The sequence below is a fragment of the Streptomyces sp. NBC_00236 genome, from assembly GCF_036195045.1.
Classification (GTDB): domain Bacteria; phylum Actinomycetota; class Actinomycetes; order Streptomycetales; family Streptomycetaceae; genus Streptomyces.
The window spans coordinates 4,425,049-4,440,509 of sequence record NZ_CP108100.1 but is presented as its reverse complement, the minus strand read 5'-3'; the positions used below and the strand labels follow the sequence as shown (position 1 = coordinate 4,440,509).

11 protein-coding genes and 2 rRNA genes are annotated in these 15,461 nt (G+C 67.8%); 9 read left to right on the top strand and 4 right to left on the bottom strand.

The features are described from left to right. Window positions 1-12 precede the first annotated feature (12 nt). The 4 genes from OG446_RS20020 to OG446_RS20005 are packed head-to-tail and all read left to right on the top strand — an operon-like array spanning window position 13 to window position 5,907. Window positions 13-1,362 (top strand): hypothetical protein, encoded by a 1,350-nt coding sequence (locus OG446_RS20020; RefSeq protein WP_443050172.1) that lies wholly within the window; start codon window positions 13-15, stop codon window positions 1,360-1,362. After that, window positions 1,359-2,909, top strand: coding sequence for an SCO6880 family protein (locus tag OG446_RS20015; RefSeq protein ID WP_328895327.1), 1,551 nt, complete (start codon window positions 1,359-1,361; stop codon window positions 2,907-2,909). The genes OG446_RS20020 and OG446_RS20015 overlap by 4 nt, the downstream gene beginning before the upstream one ends. Before the next feature lie 39 nt (window positions 2,910-2,948). Then, the gene (locus tag OG446_RS20010) at window positions 2,949-4,367 is read left to right on the top strand and encodes an ATP-binding protein (RefSeq protein WP_328895326.1); all 1,419 of its coding nucleotides are present in this window, start codon (window positions 2,949-2,951) and stop codon (window positions 4,365-4,367) included. Window position 4,368: 1 nt separating this feature from the next. Next, a complete protein-coding gene (locus tag OG446_RS20005; RefSeq protein WP_328895325.1) occupies window positions 4,369-5,907 on the top strand; it encodes a type IV secretory system conjugative DNA transfer family protein in 1,539 nt (512 codons plus the stop codon). Window positions 5,908-5,927: 20 nt separating this feature from the next. Here OG446_RS20005 and OG446_RS20000 read toward each other — a convergent pair whose 3' ends face one another. Continuing rightward, window positions 5,928-6,530, bottom strand: a complete 603-nt coding sequence (locus OG446_RS20000; protein ID WP_328895324.1) for a TetR/AcrR family transcriptional regulator — start codon at window positions 6,528-6,530, stop codon at window positions 5,928-5,930. A 101-nt stretch (window positions 6,531-6,631) separates the two neighbouring features. Here OG446_RS20000 and OG446_RS19995 point away from each other — a divergent pair, with 101 nt between their 5' ends. Next, window positions 6,632-7,459, top strand: a complete 828-nt coding sequence (locus tag OG446_RS19995; RefSeq protein WP_328895323.1) for a class I SAM-dependent methyltransferase — start codon at window positions 6,632-6,634, stop codon at window positions 7,457-7,459. Between the two features lie 10 nt (window positions 7,460-7,469). On the opposite strand, the gene OG446_RS19990 is transcribed toward OG446_RS19995, so the two are convergent. Beyond that, window positions 7,470-8,027 carry a GNAT family N-acetyltransferase gene (locus OG446_RS19990; protein WP_328895322.1) on the bottom strand — a complete coding sequence of 186 codons (558 nt, stop codon included), beginning with the start codon at window positions 8,025-8,027 and terminating at the stop codon, window positions 7,470-7,472. A gap of 141 nt (window positions 8,028-8,168) precedes the next feature. Between OG446_RS19990 and OG446_RS19985 the strand changes: the two genes are divergently transcribed. From OG446_RS19985 to OG446_RS19970, 4 genes are read left to right on the top strand one after another with little or no spacing between them, the layout of a single operon-like run. After that, complete coding sequence (locus OG446_RS19985) at window positions 8,169-9,101, top strand: ATP-binding cassette domain-containing protein (protein WP_328895321.1); 933 nt, start codon at window positions 8,169-8,171, stop codon at window positions 9,099-9,101. Further along, the gene (locus tag OG446_RS19980; protein ID WP_328895320.1) at window positions 9,098-9,889 is read left to right on the top strand and encodes an ABC transporter permease; all 792 of its coding nucleotides are present in this window, start codon (window positions 9,098-9,100) and stop codon (window positions 9,887-9,889) included. Before OG446_RS19985 ends, OG446_RS19980 begins: the two co-directional genes overlap by 4 nt. A gap of 42 nt (window positions 9,890-9,931) precedes the next feature. Next, window positions 9,932-11,191: a sensor histidine kinase gene (locus OG446_RS19975; protein WP_328895319.1), complete on the top strand. Its 1,260-nt coding sequence runs from the start codon at window positions 9,932-9,934 to the stop codon at window positions 11,189-11,191. Then, the gene (locus OG446_RS19970; RefSeq protein ID WP_328895318.1) at window positions 11,188-11,853 is read left to right on the top strand and encodes a response regulator transcription factor; all 666 of its coding nucleotides are present in this window, start codon (window positions 11,188-11,190) and stop codon (window positions 11,851-11,853) included. Before OG446_RS19975 ends, OG446_RS19970 begins: the two co-directional genes overlap by 4 nt. A 63-nt stretch (window positions 11,854-11,916) precedes the next feature. Here OG446_RS19970 and rrf read toward each other — a convergent pair. Together rrf and OG446_RS19960 are read right to left on the bottom strand one after the other, a co-directional pair. After that, window positions 11,917-12,033, bottom strand: a 5S ribosomal RNA gene (gene rrf, locus OG446_RS19965). Window positions 12,034-12,112: 79 nt separating this feature from the next. Continuing rightward, window positions 12,113-15,237 (bottom strand): 23S ribosomal RNA (locus OG446_RS19960). Window positions 15,238-15,461: the final 224 nt, after the last annotated feature.

The following is a 15,461-nucleotide window of genomic DNA, read 5'->3' as shown; positions in this document are numbered from 1 at the left end:
CTCCGTCTTCGCATGAGCTCGGTTGCCGCAGCAACAGCAGCCGTCCAGGCATTCGTGATCCTCTTCGCTGCACGGGTAACAGCCGCGCCGTCGCCAAGCCCCACACCGAGTAAGAGCAACGATGCCTGCGGGCTCATTGCTGGGCCTGCGCGTCAGTACTGCGAGGGTGACGCCGCCCCCAGGTCCAACAACCTCCCCGACAGCGTCGACCCCGCCCAGGACCCCCTCACCTCCCTCGGCCGCGGCTGTGCCGACGCCGCAGCGTGGATCGTGGGCAAGCTCAGCGAGGCCGTCAAAAGCACCGCCAACGTCGACTTCACCAACACCCGCTTCCTCCAGCAGTACGCGATCGTCTTCGCCGCCTCCACGATTCTGACGCTCATCCTCTGGCTCCTCGCCGTAGCCAAGCGCGCCATCCGCGGCGTGCCGCTGACCACCGCGATCTCCGAGGCCATCGGGTTCCTCTGGCTCACCGTGCTGGCATCGGCCTTCACGCCGCTGATCCTCTACACGATCGTCTCGGCCACCGACGGCGTCACCGAGGTCATCTCCTCGTCCTCCGGCGGGCAGACCGACGTCTTCTTCGGCTCGTTCGCCGAGGCGCTCAAGAAGGACGCCGACATCGGCGGCGGACCGATCATGCTGATCGTCGTCTCGCTCGTGTCGATCCTCGCCGCGGGCATCCTCTGGCTGGAGCTCGTGATCCGCGCCGCCCTGCTCTACGTCGGCGCTCTCCTCGGAACCGTCGTGTACGCGGGACTCGTCGACAAGAACATGTGGGGACACGTACGCCGCTGGGCGGGCATCATGATCGCGGTGGTCATGGTGAAGCCGGTCATCGTCGTCGTGCTCGCACTGGCCGGCGCGCTGTCCTCGGACGACGGGCCCGACGCGTTCTCGGCGGTCGTCTCCGGGCTGTCGATCATCCTGCTGGCCATCTTCGCCTCCGGCATGATCTACCGCTTCGTGCCCGGATTCGGTGACGAGATCCAGGGCGCCCGCACCAACCGCAAGCAGGCCACCGACGGCTCCCAGGCAGCCGCGATGATCAGCTCGCCCGCCGCTCTCGTCTCGCAGGGCATCAAGACCCACAGCAGCCGCGGCGGCGGCGGCCAGGACAGCGGCGGCAACAACAGCGGCGGCGGCCGGCCCGCCAACCCGGTCAGCGGCGGAGTCGCCGCGCACAGCTCCCGTAACTCCGGGAGCGGGGTCGGCGGCGGATCTGTCCCCTCCGCCGCACCTCCGCCCCGCAGCGGTTCGGGCCCCACGTCCGGCACCCCGCACGGCAGCCGCGGCTCCCGCGGCGGTTCCGGTGGACCAGGCAGTTCAGGTAACAACAGCACAGGAGGTGGCGGGCGTTGAGCACTCAGTCCCATCCGATCGCGCCCCGCCGTACGTATCTCATCGGCCGCGCCCGGCCGAACGCGATCGTCGGCAAGAACCGCGAGACGGGCGAGATCGCCCTGATCATCGGCGGCGCGTTCCTCGGCATGATGAGCGGGCTGCTCGTCCCGGTCCTCTCCCTGCGGATCGTGCTGCTCACCGGCTTCCCGCTGCTCGCCCTGGCGATCGTCTACGTCCCGTACAACCACCGGACCTTCTACAAATGGTTCGAGATCAACCGCAGCTTCAAGCGATCCCTGCGCCGCGGCACGTCCTACCGCTCCACCGCCATGGAGGCGGGCGTCAGCGCCGACGGGCGTGAGGTCGAGATCGGACCGCCCCCCGGCATCGGCCGGATCAACTGGCTGGCCGCGCCCTTCGGGCCGGACGAGATCGCCGTACTGCTGCACGCCGACCGCCGCACCGTCACCGCGGCCATCGAGATCGAGGGGCCCGGCGTCGGGCTGCGCGACAGCGAGGACCAGGAAGCACTCGTCGACCGGTTCGGCACCCTGCTCAAGCACGTCGCCAACGGGGACGGCTTCGTCACCCGTATCCAGATGCTGGCCCGCACCCTGCCCGCCGACCCCGACGCCCACGCCAAGGACGTCGCCCAGCGCGGCGACAAGAGCTCCCCGGGCTGGCTGCAGGAGTCGTACGAGCAGCTCCAGTCCATGGTCTCCACCTCCAGCGAGCAGCACCGCGCCTACCTCGTCGCCTGCATGCACTACACCCGCGAGCTCGCCGCCGAGGCCAACGCCATGGCCCGCGCCGCGCGCCCGCACGCAGGCCGCAAGCTCGACCGGGACGCAGGGCTCGCCGTCGTCATGGCGCGCGAACTCACCGACATCTGCGCCCGCCTCGCCGAGGCCGACATCCGGGTCCGCCAGCCGCTCGGCCAGAGCCGGCTGGCCTCCCTGGTCCACTCCATGTACGACCCCGACCACCCCATCGACCACATCCAGGCCATGACCAAGCGCAACGCCTGGCCGGCCGAACTGGACGCGGTCGAGCCGACGTTCCTCCAGGCCAAGACCCGCGAGTCGTCCACCCGAGCGCCCTGGTGCCACTCCACGGCCTGGGTGAAGGAATGGCCGATGACGCCCGTCGGCGTCAACTTCCTCGCCCCGCTCCTCGTCCACACGCCCGACGTGATCCGTACGGTCGCGGTCACCATGGACCTCGAACCCACCGAGATCGCCATCGAGCGGATGCTCACCGAGAAGACGAACGACGAGGCCGAGGCCAGCCGCCAGGCCAAGATGAACCGCACGGTCGACCCGCGCGACATCGCCGCCCACGGACGGCTCGACCAGCGGGGTGAAGATCTCGCCAGCGGCGCGGCCGGCGTCAACCTCGTGGGGTACATCACCGTGTCATCGCGCTCGCCCGAGTCCCTCGCCCGCGACAAGCGGACGATCCGGGCCTCCGCGGGCAAGTCGTATCTGAAGCTGGAGTGGTGCGACCGCGAGCACCACCGCGCCTTCGTCAACACCCTGCCGTTCGCCACCGGCATCCGCCGCTAGCCCACCAGCCCCGACACCGAGAGGGAGGTCAGTCACGCCATGCGAGATCCGATGTCCGCATTGACGGACGCCTTCACCGCCTTCCTCTTCGGGAAGGTGGAGACGACCCGGCTGCCCGTCCGCACCTCGACCGGACAGGCCCAGGCGGTCTACCTGCCCACCGCCGCCCCCGGCCTCGGCGACTCCGGCGTGATCATCGGCCGCGAGGTGTACTCCGGCAAGGGCTACATCTACGACCCCTTCCAGCTGTACGGGCAACAGCTCCCCGCCCCGCACTGGCTGGTGCTCGGCGAGTCCGGCAACGGCAAGTCCGCGCTGGAGAAGACGTACGTGCTCCGCCAGCTCCGCTTCCGCGACCGCCAGGTCGTCGTCCTGGACGCCCAGGGCGAGGACGGCGTCGGCGAGTGGAACCTCATCGCGCAGGAGCTCGGCCTCACCCCGATCCGCCTCGACCCCACCTCCGCGCTCAACGGCGGAATCCGCCTCAACCCGCTCGACCCCGCGATCACCACCACCGGGCAGCTCGCCCTGCTGCGCACCATCATCGAAGTCGCCATGGGCCACGGCCTCGACGAGCGCTCCGGCTTCGCGCTCAAGGTCGCACACGCCTATGTGAACGAGACGACGACCGACCGCCAGCCCGTCCTGACGGACATCGTCGACCAGCTGCGCCACCCGGAACCGGAATCCGCCGAGGCGATGAACGTCGACATAGACGACGTACGGGCCTGGGGTCTGGACGTCGCACTCGTCCTGGACCGGCTCGTCGACGGCGACCTGCGCGGCATGTTCGACGGGCCGACCTCCGCCGGCATCGACCTCGACTCCCCGCTGATCGTGTTCGACCTCTCGCACATCGACCGCAACTCGATCGCCATGCCGATCCTGATGGCGATCGTCGGCGTCTGGCTGGAGCACACCTGGATCAGACCCGACCGGAAGAAGCGCATCTTCCTGGTGGAGGAGGCCTGGCACATCATCAACTCCCCGTTCGTCGCTCAGCTCTTCCAGCGCCTGCTGAAGTTCGGCCGACGGCTCGGACTCTCGTTCGTCGCCGTCGTCCACCACCTCAGCGACGTGGTCGACGGAGCCGCGGCACGGGAAGCGGCGGCCATCCTGAAGATGGCCTCCACACGCACGATCTACGCCCAGAAGGCCGACGAGGCCAGAGCCACCGGGCGGGTGCTCGGGTTGCCCCGATGGGCGGTCGAGATCATCCCCACGCTCACCCCCGGCATCGCCGTCTGGGACGTCAACGGCAACGTACAGGTCGTCAAACACCTGATCACCGAGGCCGAACGGCCCCTCGTCTTCACCGACCGCGCCATGACCGAGTCCTCGGCATCCGATCTCCTCCCGGAGGACGTACGCGCCGCCGAACTGGAGGCGGAGCAACGCGCGGCACGGATCGAGAACCAGCAACGGCTGAACGAGTCGTCCGAGTCAACGGTGGCATGACATGGCGGGTGCGGGGCGCGGCGACGTACGCAACGGCAGCGGAAGCGGGAGCAGTGGCGGCATCCCCGACGGGCTGCTGATCGGGCTCCTGCTGTTCCTGCTCGGGCTGACGCTGCTGGCCTGGACGGCCACCGGTCTGGCCGGCCTCCTCGCCCACGGCGGCTGGCCCGACGGCGTCACCCTCGCCGAGACGCCGCTTGCCCTGCGCCGACTGGTCGAGGCCCCGCACGACCTGCCCGCCGCCTGGCCTGCCACCCCGGCCGGCGAGCTCTCCGGGTACGGGCTGTTCTGGGGCCTGTTCATCGGGCAGCTGATGGTGCTGGTCGTCCTGACGGTGTTCGTGATGGGCGTGATCGCCCGCTGGCGGGGCGTCCGGGCCCGGCAGCGTGCCGAACGCCCGGAGCAGCGGAGCGAACCCCCTCAGGAGTACGTCCACGAGGAACGGCACGAGGAACGGGCAGCCCGCCAGGAACCCGCCGCCGCTCCTCCGGTCACCGAACACCCAGCCCCGGCCGAAACCACTTGGCCCCTGACCACCCCCGCCGAAGCCACCCGGCCGCTGCCTCCCCCGGCCACTCCCCTCCCGCCCGTCGTCCCCTCCCCCCGCACCCCCCTCGTCGTCTACGGCCCCGCCGCCACCCGCCGGCCCACCGCCGTCCAGGCCATCCGCGAGGCGGACGGGCCCGTGCTCGTCGTCACCTCCGACCCCAGCGTCTGGGCCGAGACGAAGGACGCCCGGGCCAAGCTCGGCCCGGTCCTCGTCTACGACCCCGGCCACCTCTGCGACACCCCGGCCCGGCTCCACTGGTCGCCCACGACCGGCTGCGAACAGCCCGACCGCGCGGCCGCCCGCTCCGCCGCGCTCCTCTCCCCCGTACGACCGCAGTCCCGCATCGACGCGGCGACGGCCGACACCGCGGAGACACTCCTGCGGTGCTGGCTGCACGCCGCCGCGATCGACGGCCGCCCCTTCCGCCAGGTCCACCGCTGGGCGCTCGGCGGCAGCGCCCATGAACCGGTGCGCCTGCTCCGTACACACCCCAAGGCTGCCTCCGGACTCGCCGGCCTGCTGGAGTCCGCGCTCACCGCACACCCCGAACGCCGCGAGATGGCCCAGGAACTGACGGTCCGGGCCTTCGGCGCGCTGTCCTCGGTCCACATCCGGGACGCCTGCACACCGAACCGATCCGATGCGCTCGCGCTGGAATCATTCGTGGACGAGGGGGGCAGCCTCTATGTGGTCGGCGAACCCATCGAGAACCCGCGCTCGGGCCCCGGGGCGATGCCCCTGCTCACCGCGCTCGCCTCAGACGTGGTCGAGCACGGCCGCCGCATGGCCGCACGGTCATCCGACGGCCGGCTCGACCCACCAATGACGCTCGTCCTCGACGACATCGCGGCCGTCGCGCCCCTGCCCCGACTGCCGGAACTCCTCACCACCGGCGAGGAACAGGGCCTGCCGACCGTCGCCCTGCTCCGCTCCCGCGAACAGGCCCGCGCCCGCTGGACCCAGCAGCTCGAGACCCCGACCACCCTCTGATCCGGGGTCCCGGGCCTGTCCTAGGCGCTTCGCCGCACCGCGTCGGCGACGGCCACGGCCACGAACCGTTCGACGGCCACCGCGTCCGGCGGGCCGGGTGCCTCGCGGTCCGTGAACAGCAGATGCCCGCCGCCGACCAGGGACAGGGTGAGCGAGTCGATGTCCGCGTCGGCCGCGATCCTGCCCCGCTCGCGCTCGGCGGCCAGATAGGCGGAGACCGCGGTCGTGGCCTCGGCGAGGATCGCCATGCCGCCTCCGGGCCGGGCCTCCCGCAACCGGGTGCGCAGCGCGTCCCGGAAGGTGATGAGCGGGATGATCGCCACGGGAACCGGTCCGAACAGAGTGGCCAGCGCGGCGGCGAGGTTCCCGGTCACCGTGCCGGTGCCGGCGGACTCGAGCAGCGCACGCGCCTGCGTCTCCAGCTGGGCGGCCCGGTCGAGCACGAGGCCGGCGAGGAAGGCGTCGAAGTCGGCGAAGTGCCGGTGCAGGACGCCTTTGGCGCAGCCCGCCTCGTCGGTCACGGCCCGGCTGGTCAGCCCGTTCGGCCCGTCCCGCAACAGGACGCGTTCGGCCGCGTCGAACAGCTGCTGCCGCGCGTCACGAAGGTGCACCCCAGTCGGCACTCGCAGATCCTCTCGGTGAAGTCGGCCCCGCCCGCGTCCCTGGCGGATGCCGCCCCGCCCGCATCATTGGCGAGTGGGCGCATGCCCGCTAGAGTGGGCGCATGCCCATCGTATCGGGAGACCACCCGGAACCACCCCCGCCGAAGCCGCACGAGGCCCGCCGGATGGCCGAATCCTTCGGCGTGGACGCACAGCGCTACGACCAGGCACGGCCCGGCTACCCGGCCGCGCTGGTGACACGGATCGCCGCCGAGAGCCCCGGCCCCGACGTACTCGACGTCGGCTGCGGCACCGGCATCGCCGCCCGCCAGTTCCTGGCCGCCGGCTGCACAGTCCTCGGCATCGAGCCCGACGCCCGGATGGCCGCCTTCGCGCAGTCCCGCGGCCTGAACGTCGAGGTGGCGACCTTCGAAGCCTGGCAGCCCGCCGGCCGGACGTTCGACGCGGTCGTCGCCGCCCAGTCGTGGCACTGGGTGGACCCGTCCACCGGCGCCACGAAGGCGGCACAGGTGCTGCGCCCAGGAGGACGTCTGGCCATCTTCGGGCACGCGTACGAGCCGCCCGCCGAGGTGGCCGAACCCTTCGCCGCCGCGTACCGACGGGCAGCGCCCGACTCCCCGTTCAACAACGGCCCGGCCCGCCGCCCGCCGGCCCTCTACCGGGCGGCCTACGCCAAGATCGCCGAAACGATCGACGAGACCGGGCAGTTCAACGAAACGGAACAGTGGCACTTCGACTGGGAACAGTCCTACACCCGCGACCAGTGGCTGGCCCTTCTGCCCACCACCGGCGCCCTCACCCAACTCCGTCCCGATCAGCTGACCGGGATCCTGAACGCGGTCGGGGATGCCATCGACTCCCTGGGCGGACGCTTCACCATGAACTACACCACCCTGGCCACGACCGCTGTACGCACGGGCACCACCTGACTCGGAGGGCTCAGGGACGCGCCACCGCGTACTCGACCTCCCGGGCCGTCGGGTCACCCGGCATCGGCACGGTCTCCCCCGTCGGCACGAACCCGATCCGGCGGTAGAGCGCCGCCGCCCGCGGGTTGTCCTCGTGCACATACAGCCGTACGCGCTCGATCAACGGCTCACCCAACGACCACGCCCAGTCCGTCCCGGCCCGGAACAACTCCTCCGCCAGGCCCCTGCCACGCGCCCCGGGCCGCACGAACACCCCGACCACATGCGCCTGGTGGACCGCCGCAGCCTCACCGAACCGCACCTCGCCGTCCGGCCGCTCGATCAGCACCGTCACCGTGCCCGCCCAACTCCCGTCGGGCGCCTCCGCGATGAACTGGCGCGCCCCGCCGTCACCCGCCTCGGACCCACCGACCGTCCGTTCTCGCCAGAAGTCGTCGGACCGCTCCACCGCCTGCTCGTACGTCTCCAGGAACGCGACCGGTGCCGCCGGGTCCTGCACAGCGGCCAGCCGCAGTTCCTTGACCAGCTGCCATTCGTCGGCGCGCACCGGGCGTATCACGTAGTCCATGCCCAGATCCTCACCTGCCGGCGACGCCCGCGCAAACAGATTCGGCCAGGCCCCCGCCGTCGTACCCCGGTACTACACGCACCGGCACATCCCGCCCCCGGTCCGACGCCCGACCGCCGCCCGCTCCGTAGCGTCGACCGCATGATCAGGGCCTACGAACTCACCAAACGCTACGGCGACGCCACCGTCGTCCAGGACCTCGACTTCACCGTCCGCCCCGGCACCGTCACCGGCTTCCTCGGCCCGAACGGCGCCGGAAAATCCACGACCATGCGCATGCTCCTCGGCCTGGACGCCCCCACCCGCGGCCGCTCCACGATCGGCGGACGCGCCTACGCCACGCACAGCGCGCCCCTCACCGAAGTCGGCGCCCTGCTGGAGGCCCGCTCCGTCCACCCCGGCAGGACCGCCTTCCACCACCTCATGGCGCTCGCCCACACCCACGGCATCCCGCGCAGCCGCGTCGAACACGTCCTCGACCTGGCCGGGCTGACCGGAGTGGCCGGGAAGCGCGTCAAGGGCTTCTCGCTCGGCATGGGCCAGCGGCTCGGCATCGCCGCCGCCATGCTCGGCGACCCCGCCACCCTGATCCTGGACGAGCCCGTCAACGGACTCGACCCGGAGGGCGTCCTCTGGATCCGTACCCTGCTCAGATCCCTCGCGACCGAGGGCCGCACCGTGCTCGTCTCCTCACACCTGATGAGCGAGATGGCCCTCACCGCCGACCACCTGGTCATCATCGGACGCGGGCGCCTCCTCGCCGACACCACGGTCGCCGACTTCGTCGCCACCGCGGGCGGCACCGCCGTCAAGGTCGTCACCCCGCGGGCCTCCGACCTGCGCGACCTGCTGCGCGGCCCCGGCATCGACATCACCGCCGAGGAAGGCCCGGACCGACTGGAGATCCGCGGGACGGACTCCGCCCACATCGGCCGCGTCGCGGCCGCCCACGCCATCCCGCTGTACGAACTCACCCCGCTCGCCGCCTCGCTGGAGCAGGCCTTCATGGACCTCACCCAGGAATCAGTCGAGTACCGGGTCACCGCCCCCGAACCCACCGGAGCCCTCGCATGACCACCACCGCACCCACCCCGCACCCCTACCGCGTCACACCCGCCCGCGTCCTGCGCTCCGAATGGCACAAGCTCCACACCCTGCGCTCCACCTGGATCACCCTGGGCTCGGCCGCCGCCCTCGTCCTCGCCGTCGGCATCGTCATGGGCACCACGTACACGGCGGACGGCGGCGACTCGGACGTCGACACGGTCATCCTGGTCCTCTACGGCACCACACTCGGCACGCTCTGCACGGTGGTGCTGGGCATCCTCGTCACCGCCGGGGAGTACTCCTCCGGCATGATCCGCGCCTCGCTCACCGCGGTCCCCCGCCGGCTCCCGGTCCTGTGGGCCAAGGCCGCCGTCTTCACCGCCACCGTCCTCGGCGTCATGCTGGCCACCTCACTGCTCACGTTCGTCGTCGCACAGCTCTTCCTCCACGACACGGACCAGGCGGCCTCCCTCACCGACCCCGGCGTGCTCCGGGCCGTGGCGGGCAATGCGGTCGGCGCCACCCTCCTCAGCCTCATCGCCCTCGGCCTCGGCGCCCTGCTCCGCTCGGTCCCGGGCGCGATCGGTGCCTTCATCGGAGCCGTCATGGTCCTGCCCGAGGTGCTCGGCATGCTCCCGTACGACGCCGTCGAAACCGCCGTCCGCTACTTCCCCACCCAGGCCGCCGGCGTCCTGGGCTCCGCGACTCCGCTCCCCGACGCCGCCTCCGCCGGCGGGGCCCTGCTCGCCCTCGTCCTGTGGGCGGCGGCCACACTGATCGCTGCAGCAGCCCTGCTACGACACCGCGACGCGTGACGCGGAAGGGACCGCACGCGAAAATGGACGAGTGAGGGACACGTGACGGACGACGACGGCACGCACCGCCCGGCGGGAGCCTTCCCGCTCACCGGGCACATCCAACGCCACCTCCAGCGCGTCCGCGCGTTCGACCGCCGCCGCCCCCTCGTCTGGGACGGTCTGCTCACCACGTTCTGGGTACTGTTCGCCGTCCTCGACGTCTCGACGGGCGGCTGGCGCACGGTCGCCCTCGACCGGGACGTGTCGACGTCGCTGGTCCTGGCGATGAGCGTGACGTTCTCCGCCCCGCTGCTGTGGCGCCGCAGCCATCCGCTGGCCGTGCTGCTGTTCATGGCGCCGTTCTCCCTGGTCAACATCTGGACGGGGGCGGTCATCCAGGCCGCGTTCCTCCAGGAGATCGTCGTCTTCAACATCGCGCTGCGGCAGCCCATGCGCACGCTGGCGTGGTCGGGCGCGATCGTGCTCGCCCCGCTCGTGATCGGATCGGGCCACTTCCCGGACGACTGGAACCGCGTCTTCGTCCCGCACCTGTACGCGTTCACGTTCGCCGCCCTCGTCGGCATCTTGGTGCGTACGCGCAAGGAGTACACGGAGGCCCTCGTCGACCGCGCCAACCGCCTGGAACTCGAACGCGACCAGCAGGCCCAGTTGGCAGCGGCCGCCGAACGGACCCGGATCGCCCGCGAGATGCACGACATCATCGGCCACAACCTCTCCGTGATCACGGGCCTCGCGGACGGCGGTGCCTACGCCGCGGCCAAGAGCCCCGAACGGGCCGCCCAGGCCCTGGACGCCATCGGCACCACCAGCCGCCAGGCCCTCGCCGAACTCCGCCGCCTGCTGGGCGTCCTGCGCGACCACCCGGACCGGGCCGACCGCACCCCGCAGCCCACACTCGACGACATCGACACGCTCCTGGACGGCGTACGCAACGCAGGCCTCCCCGTGCGCCTGCGCCGCCGCGGCACGCCCCCACCCGTCCCCCTCACCGCCGGACGCCAGCTGACGGTGTACCGGGTGGTTCAGGAGGGGCTGACGAACACGTTGAAGCACGCCGCCACCCATGAATCCCTGGCAGCCGAGGTCACGTTGACGTACCGTCCGAAGGAGCTGGAGGTCCTCATCACGGACAACGGCACCCCGAACCCCACCGCCGCCCCGCCCACCGGCACCGGTCAGGGCATCACGGGCATGCGCGAACGCGCCTCCCTGTACGACGGCACACTCGAAGCCGACCGCCCGGCCGCCACCGGCTGGCAGGTACGGCTCCGACTCCCTCTGGAGGACTCCCCCTCGTGACGACCGTGCTCATCGCGGACGACCAGCCGATGCAACGCTTCGGATTCCGCATGCTGTTGGAGAGCCAGGACGACATGACGGTCGTCGGCGAAGCCGCCAACGGCCACGAGGCCCTCCAGCTCGTCGACCGACACCAGCCGGACGTGGCCCTGATGGACATCCGCATGCCGATGCTCGACGGAATCGAGGCGACCCGCCGCATCATCAGGACCGGCTCCCGCACGCGCGTCCTCATCGTCACCACGTTCGACCTGGACCGCTACGCGTACGACGGGCTGCGCGCCGGCGCCAGCGGCTTCCTGATCAAGGACGCACTGCCCGAGGAGCTCCTCTCCGGCATCCGAGCCGTGGCGAGCGGCGACGCGGTGGTCGCCCCCAGCCTGACCCGCCGTCTCCTGGACGCATACGTACAGCACTTGCCGGCCACCCCCGGCGGACCCGCGACCCCGGACGCACGAATCGAGAAACTCACCGACCGGGAACGGGAGATCCTCACCGTCATCGGACAGGGCTGGACCAACACGGAAATCGCCGAACGCTTCCACGTAGCCGAGTCAACGGTAAAGACGCACGTCTCGCGCATTCTCGCGAAGACCGGAGCCAGGGACCGTGTTCAGGCGGTCATCCTGGCGTACGACACCCACCTGGTCACCGCGGGCTGAAGGTCCTGTGAACGCAGAAAAGCCCCGTGCCACAAGGGCACGGGGCTTAACTATTCAAAAGGAGTTCGGCGGCGTCCTACTCTCCCACAGGGTCCCCCCTGCAGTACCATCGGCGCTGAAAGGCTTAGCTTCCGGGTTCGGAATGTAACCGGGCGTTTCCCTAACGCAATGACCACCGAAACACTATGAAATTAACCAACACCGGAAATAAACACGGCCGTTCGTTATTTCAGAACTAACACAGTGGACGCGAGCAACTGAGGACAAGCCCTCGGCCTATTAGTACCAGTCAGCTCCACCCGTTACCGGGCTTCCACATCTGGCCTATCAACCCAGTCGTCTACTGGGAGCCTTAACCCTTCAAGAGGGTGGGAATACTCATCTCGAAGCAGGCTTCCCGCTTAGATGCTTTCAGCGGTTATCCTTTCCGAACGTAGCCAACCAGCCATGCCCTTGGCAGGACAACTGGCACACCAGAGGTTCGTCCGTCCCGGTCCTCTCGTACTAGGGACAGCCCTTCTCAATATTCCTACGCGCACAGCGGATAGGGACCGAACTGTCTCACGACGTTCTAAACCCAGCTCGCGTACCGCTTTAATGGGCGAACAGCCCAACCCTTGGGACCGACTCCAGCCCCAGGATGCGACGAGCCGACATCGAGGTGCCAAACCATCCCGTCGATATGGACTCTTGGGGAAGATCAGCCTGTTATCCCCGGGGTACCTTTTATCCGTTGAGCGACAGCGCTTCCACAAGCCACTGCCGGATCACTAGTCCCGACTTTCGTCCCTGCTCGACCCGTCGGTCTCACAGTCAAGCTCCCTTGTGCACTTACACTCAACACCTGATTGCCAACCAGGCTGAGGGAACCTTTGGGCGCCTCCGTTACTCTTTAGGAGGCAACCGCCCCAGTTAAACTACCCATCAGACACTGTCCCTGATCCGGATCACGGACCCAGGTTAGACATCCAGCACGACCAGAGTGGTATTTCAACGACGACTCCACAACCACTGGCGTGGCTGCTTCAAAGTCTCCCACCTATCCTACACAAGCCGAACCGAACACCAATATCAAACTATAGTAAAGGTCCCGGGGTCTTTCCGTCCTGCTGCGCGAAACGAGCATCTTTACTCGTAGTGCAATTTCACCGGGCCTATGGTTGAGACAGTCGAGAAGTCGTTACGCCATTCGTGCAGGTCGGAACTTACCCGACAAGGAATTTCGCTACCTTAGGATGGTTATAGTTACCACCGCCGTTTACTGGCGCTTAAGTTCTCAGCTTCGCCGACCCGAAAGTCAGCTAACCGGTCCCCTTAACGTTCCAGCACCGGGCAGGCGTCAGTCCGTATACATCGCCTTACGGCTTCGCACGGACCTGTGTTTTTAGTAAACAGTCGCTTCTCGCTGGTCTCTGCGGCCACCCCCAGCTCACCGAGTAAATCGGATCACCAGTGATGGCCCCCCTTCTCCCGAAGTTACGGGGGCATTTTGCCGAGTTCCTTAACCATAGTTCACCCGAACGCCTCGGTATTCTCTACCTGACCACCTGAGTCGGTTTAGGGTACGGGCCGCCATGAAACTCGCTAGAGGCTTTTCTCGACAGCATAGGATCATCCACTTCACCACAATCGGCTCGGCATCAGGTCTCAGCCTTAATGTGTGACGGATTTACCTACCACACGGCCTACACCCTTACCCCGGGACTACCACCGCCCGGGCTGGACTACCTTCCTGCGTCACCCCATCGCTTACCTAGTACAAGTCTGGTTCGTCGGCTCCACCACTACCCTCAACTCCGAAGAGATCGGGCCGGCTTCACGGACTTAGCATCGCCTGATTCAGTATTGGGCGTTTCAAAGCGGGTACCGGAATATCAACCGGTTGTCCATCGACTACGCCTGTCGGCCTCGCCTTAGGTCCCGACTTACCCTGGGCAGATCAGCTTGACCCAGGAACCCTTAGTCAATCGGCGCACACGTTTCTCACGTGTGTATCGCTACTCATGCCTGCATTCTCACTCGTGAACCGTCCACAACTCGCTTCCGCGGCTGCTTCACCCGGCACACGACGCTCCCCTACCCATCCCAGCCCCCGTTGGGGGTACATGCTGGAATGACACGACTTCGGCGGTACGCTTGAGCCCCGCTACATTGTCGGCGCGGAATCACTTGACCAGTGAGCTATTACGCACTCTTTCAAGGGTGGCTGCTTCTAAGCCAACCTCCTGGTTGTCTCTGCGACTCCACATCCTTTCCCACTTAGCGTACGCTTAGGGGCCTTAGTCGATGCTCTGGGCTGTTTCCCTCTCGACCATGGAGCTTATCCCCCACAGTCTCACTGCCGTGCTCTCACTTACCGGCATTCGGAGTTTGGCTAAGGTCAGTAACCCGGTAGGGCCCATCGCCTATCCAGTGCTCTACCTCCGGCAAGAAACACACGACGCTGCACCTAAATGCATTTCGGGGAGAACCAGCTATCACGGAGTTTGATTGGCCTTTCACCCCTAACCACAGGTCATCCCCCAGGTTTTCAACCCTGGTGGGTTCGGTCCTCCACGAAGTCTTACCTCCGCTTCAACCTGCCCATGGCTAGATCACTCCGCTTCGGGTCTTGAGCGCGCTACTAAATCGCCCTATTCGGACTCGCTTTCGCTACGGCTTCCCCACACGGGTTAACCTCGCAACACACCGCAAACTCGCAGGCTCATTCTTCAAAAGGCACGCAGTCACGACTGCATGTGCAAGCACATACAGCGACGCTCCCACGGCTTGTAGGCACACGGTTTCAGGTACTATTTCACTCCGCTCCCGCGGTACTTTTCACCATTCCCTCACGGTACTATCCGCTATCGGTCACCAGGGAATATTTAGGCTTAACGGGTGGTCCCGCCAGATTCACACGGGATTTCTCGGGCCCCGTGCTACTTGGGTGTCTCTTAAACGAGCCGTTAATGTTTCAGCTACGGGGGTCTTACCCTCTACGCCGGACCTTTCGCATGTCCTTCGCCTACATCAACGGTTTCTGACTCGTCTCACGGCCGGCAGACCATGAAAAAGAGATCCCACAACCCCGCATGCGCAACCCCTGCCGGGTATCACACGCATACGGTTTGGCCTGATCCAGTTTCGCTCGCCACTACTCCCGGAATCACGGTTGTTTTCTCTTCCTGAGGGTACTGAGATGTTTCACTTCCCCTCGTTCCCTCCACACTGCCTATGTGTTCAGCAGCGGGTGACAGCCCATGACGACTGCCGGGTTTCCCCATTCGGAAACCCCCGGATCAAAGCTTGGTTGACAGCTCCCCGGGGACTATCGTGGCCTCCCACGTCCTTCATCGGTTCCTGGTGCCAAGGCATCCACCGTGCGCCCTTAAAAACTTGGCCACAGATGCTCGCGTCCACTGTGCAGTTCTCAAACAACGACCAGCCACCCATCACCCCACCCTTACCGGATGAGTTCACTGGGGCCGGCAACCGAAGGACGACCATGACGGCCGTACCTTCAGATACCCAACAGCGTGCCCGACCCGACCGATCACCCTCACGTTCCACGCCGAAGCAGTACTAGTGAAAACAACCTGTCGTGCCGAATAGTCAACGTTCCACCC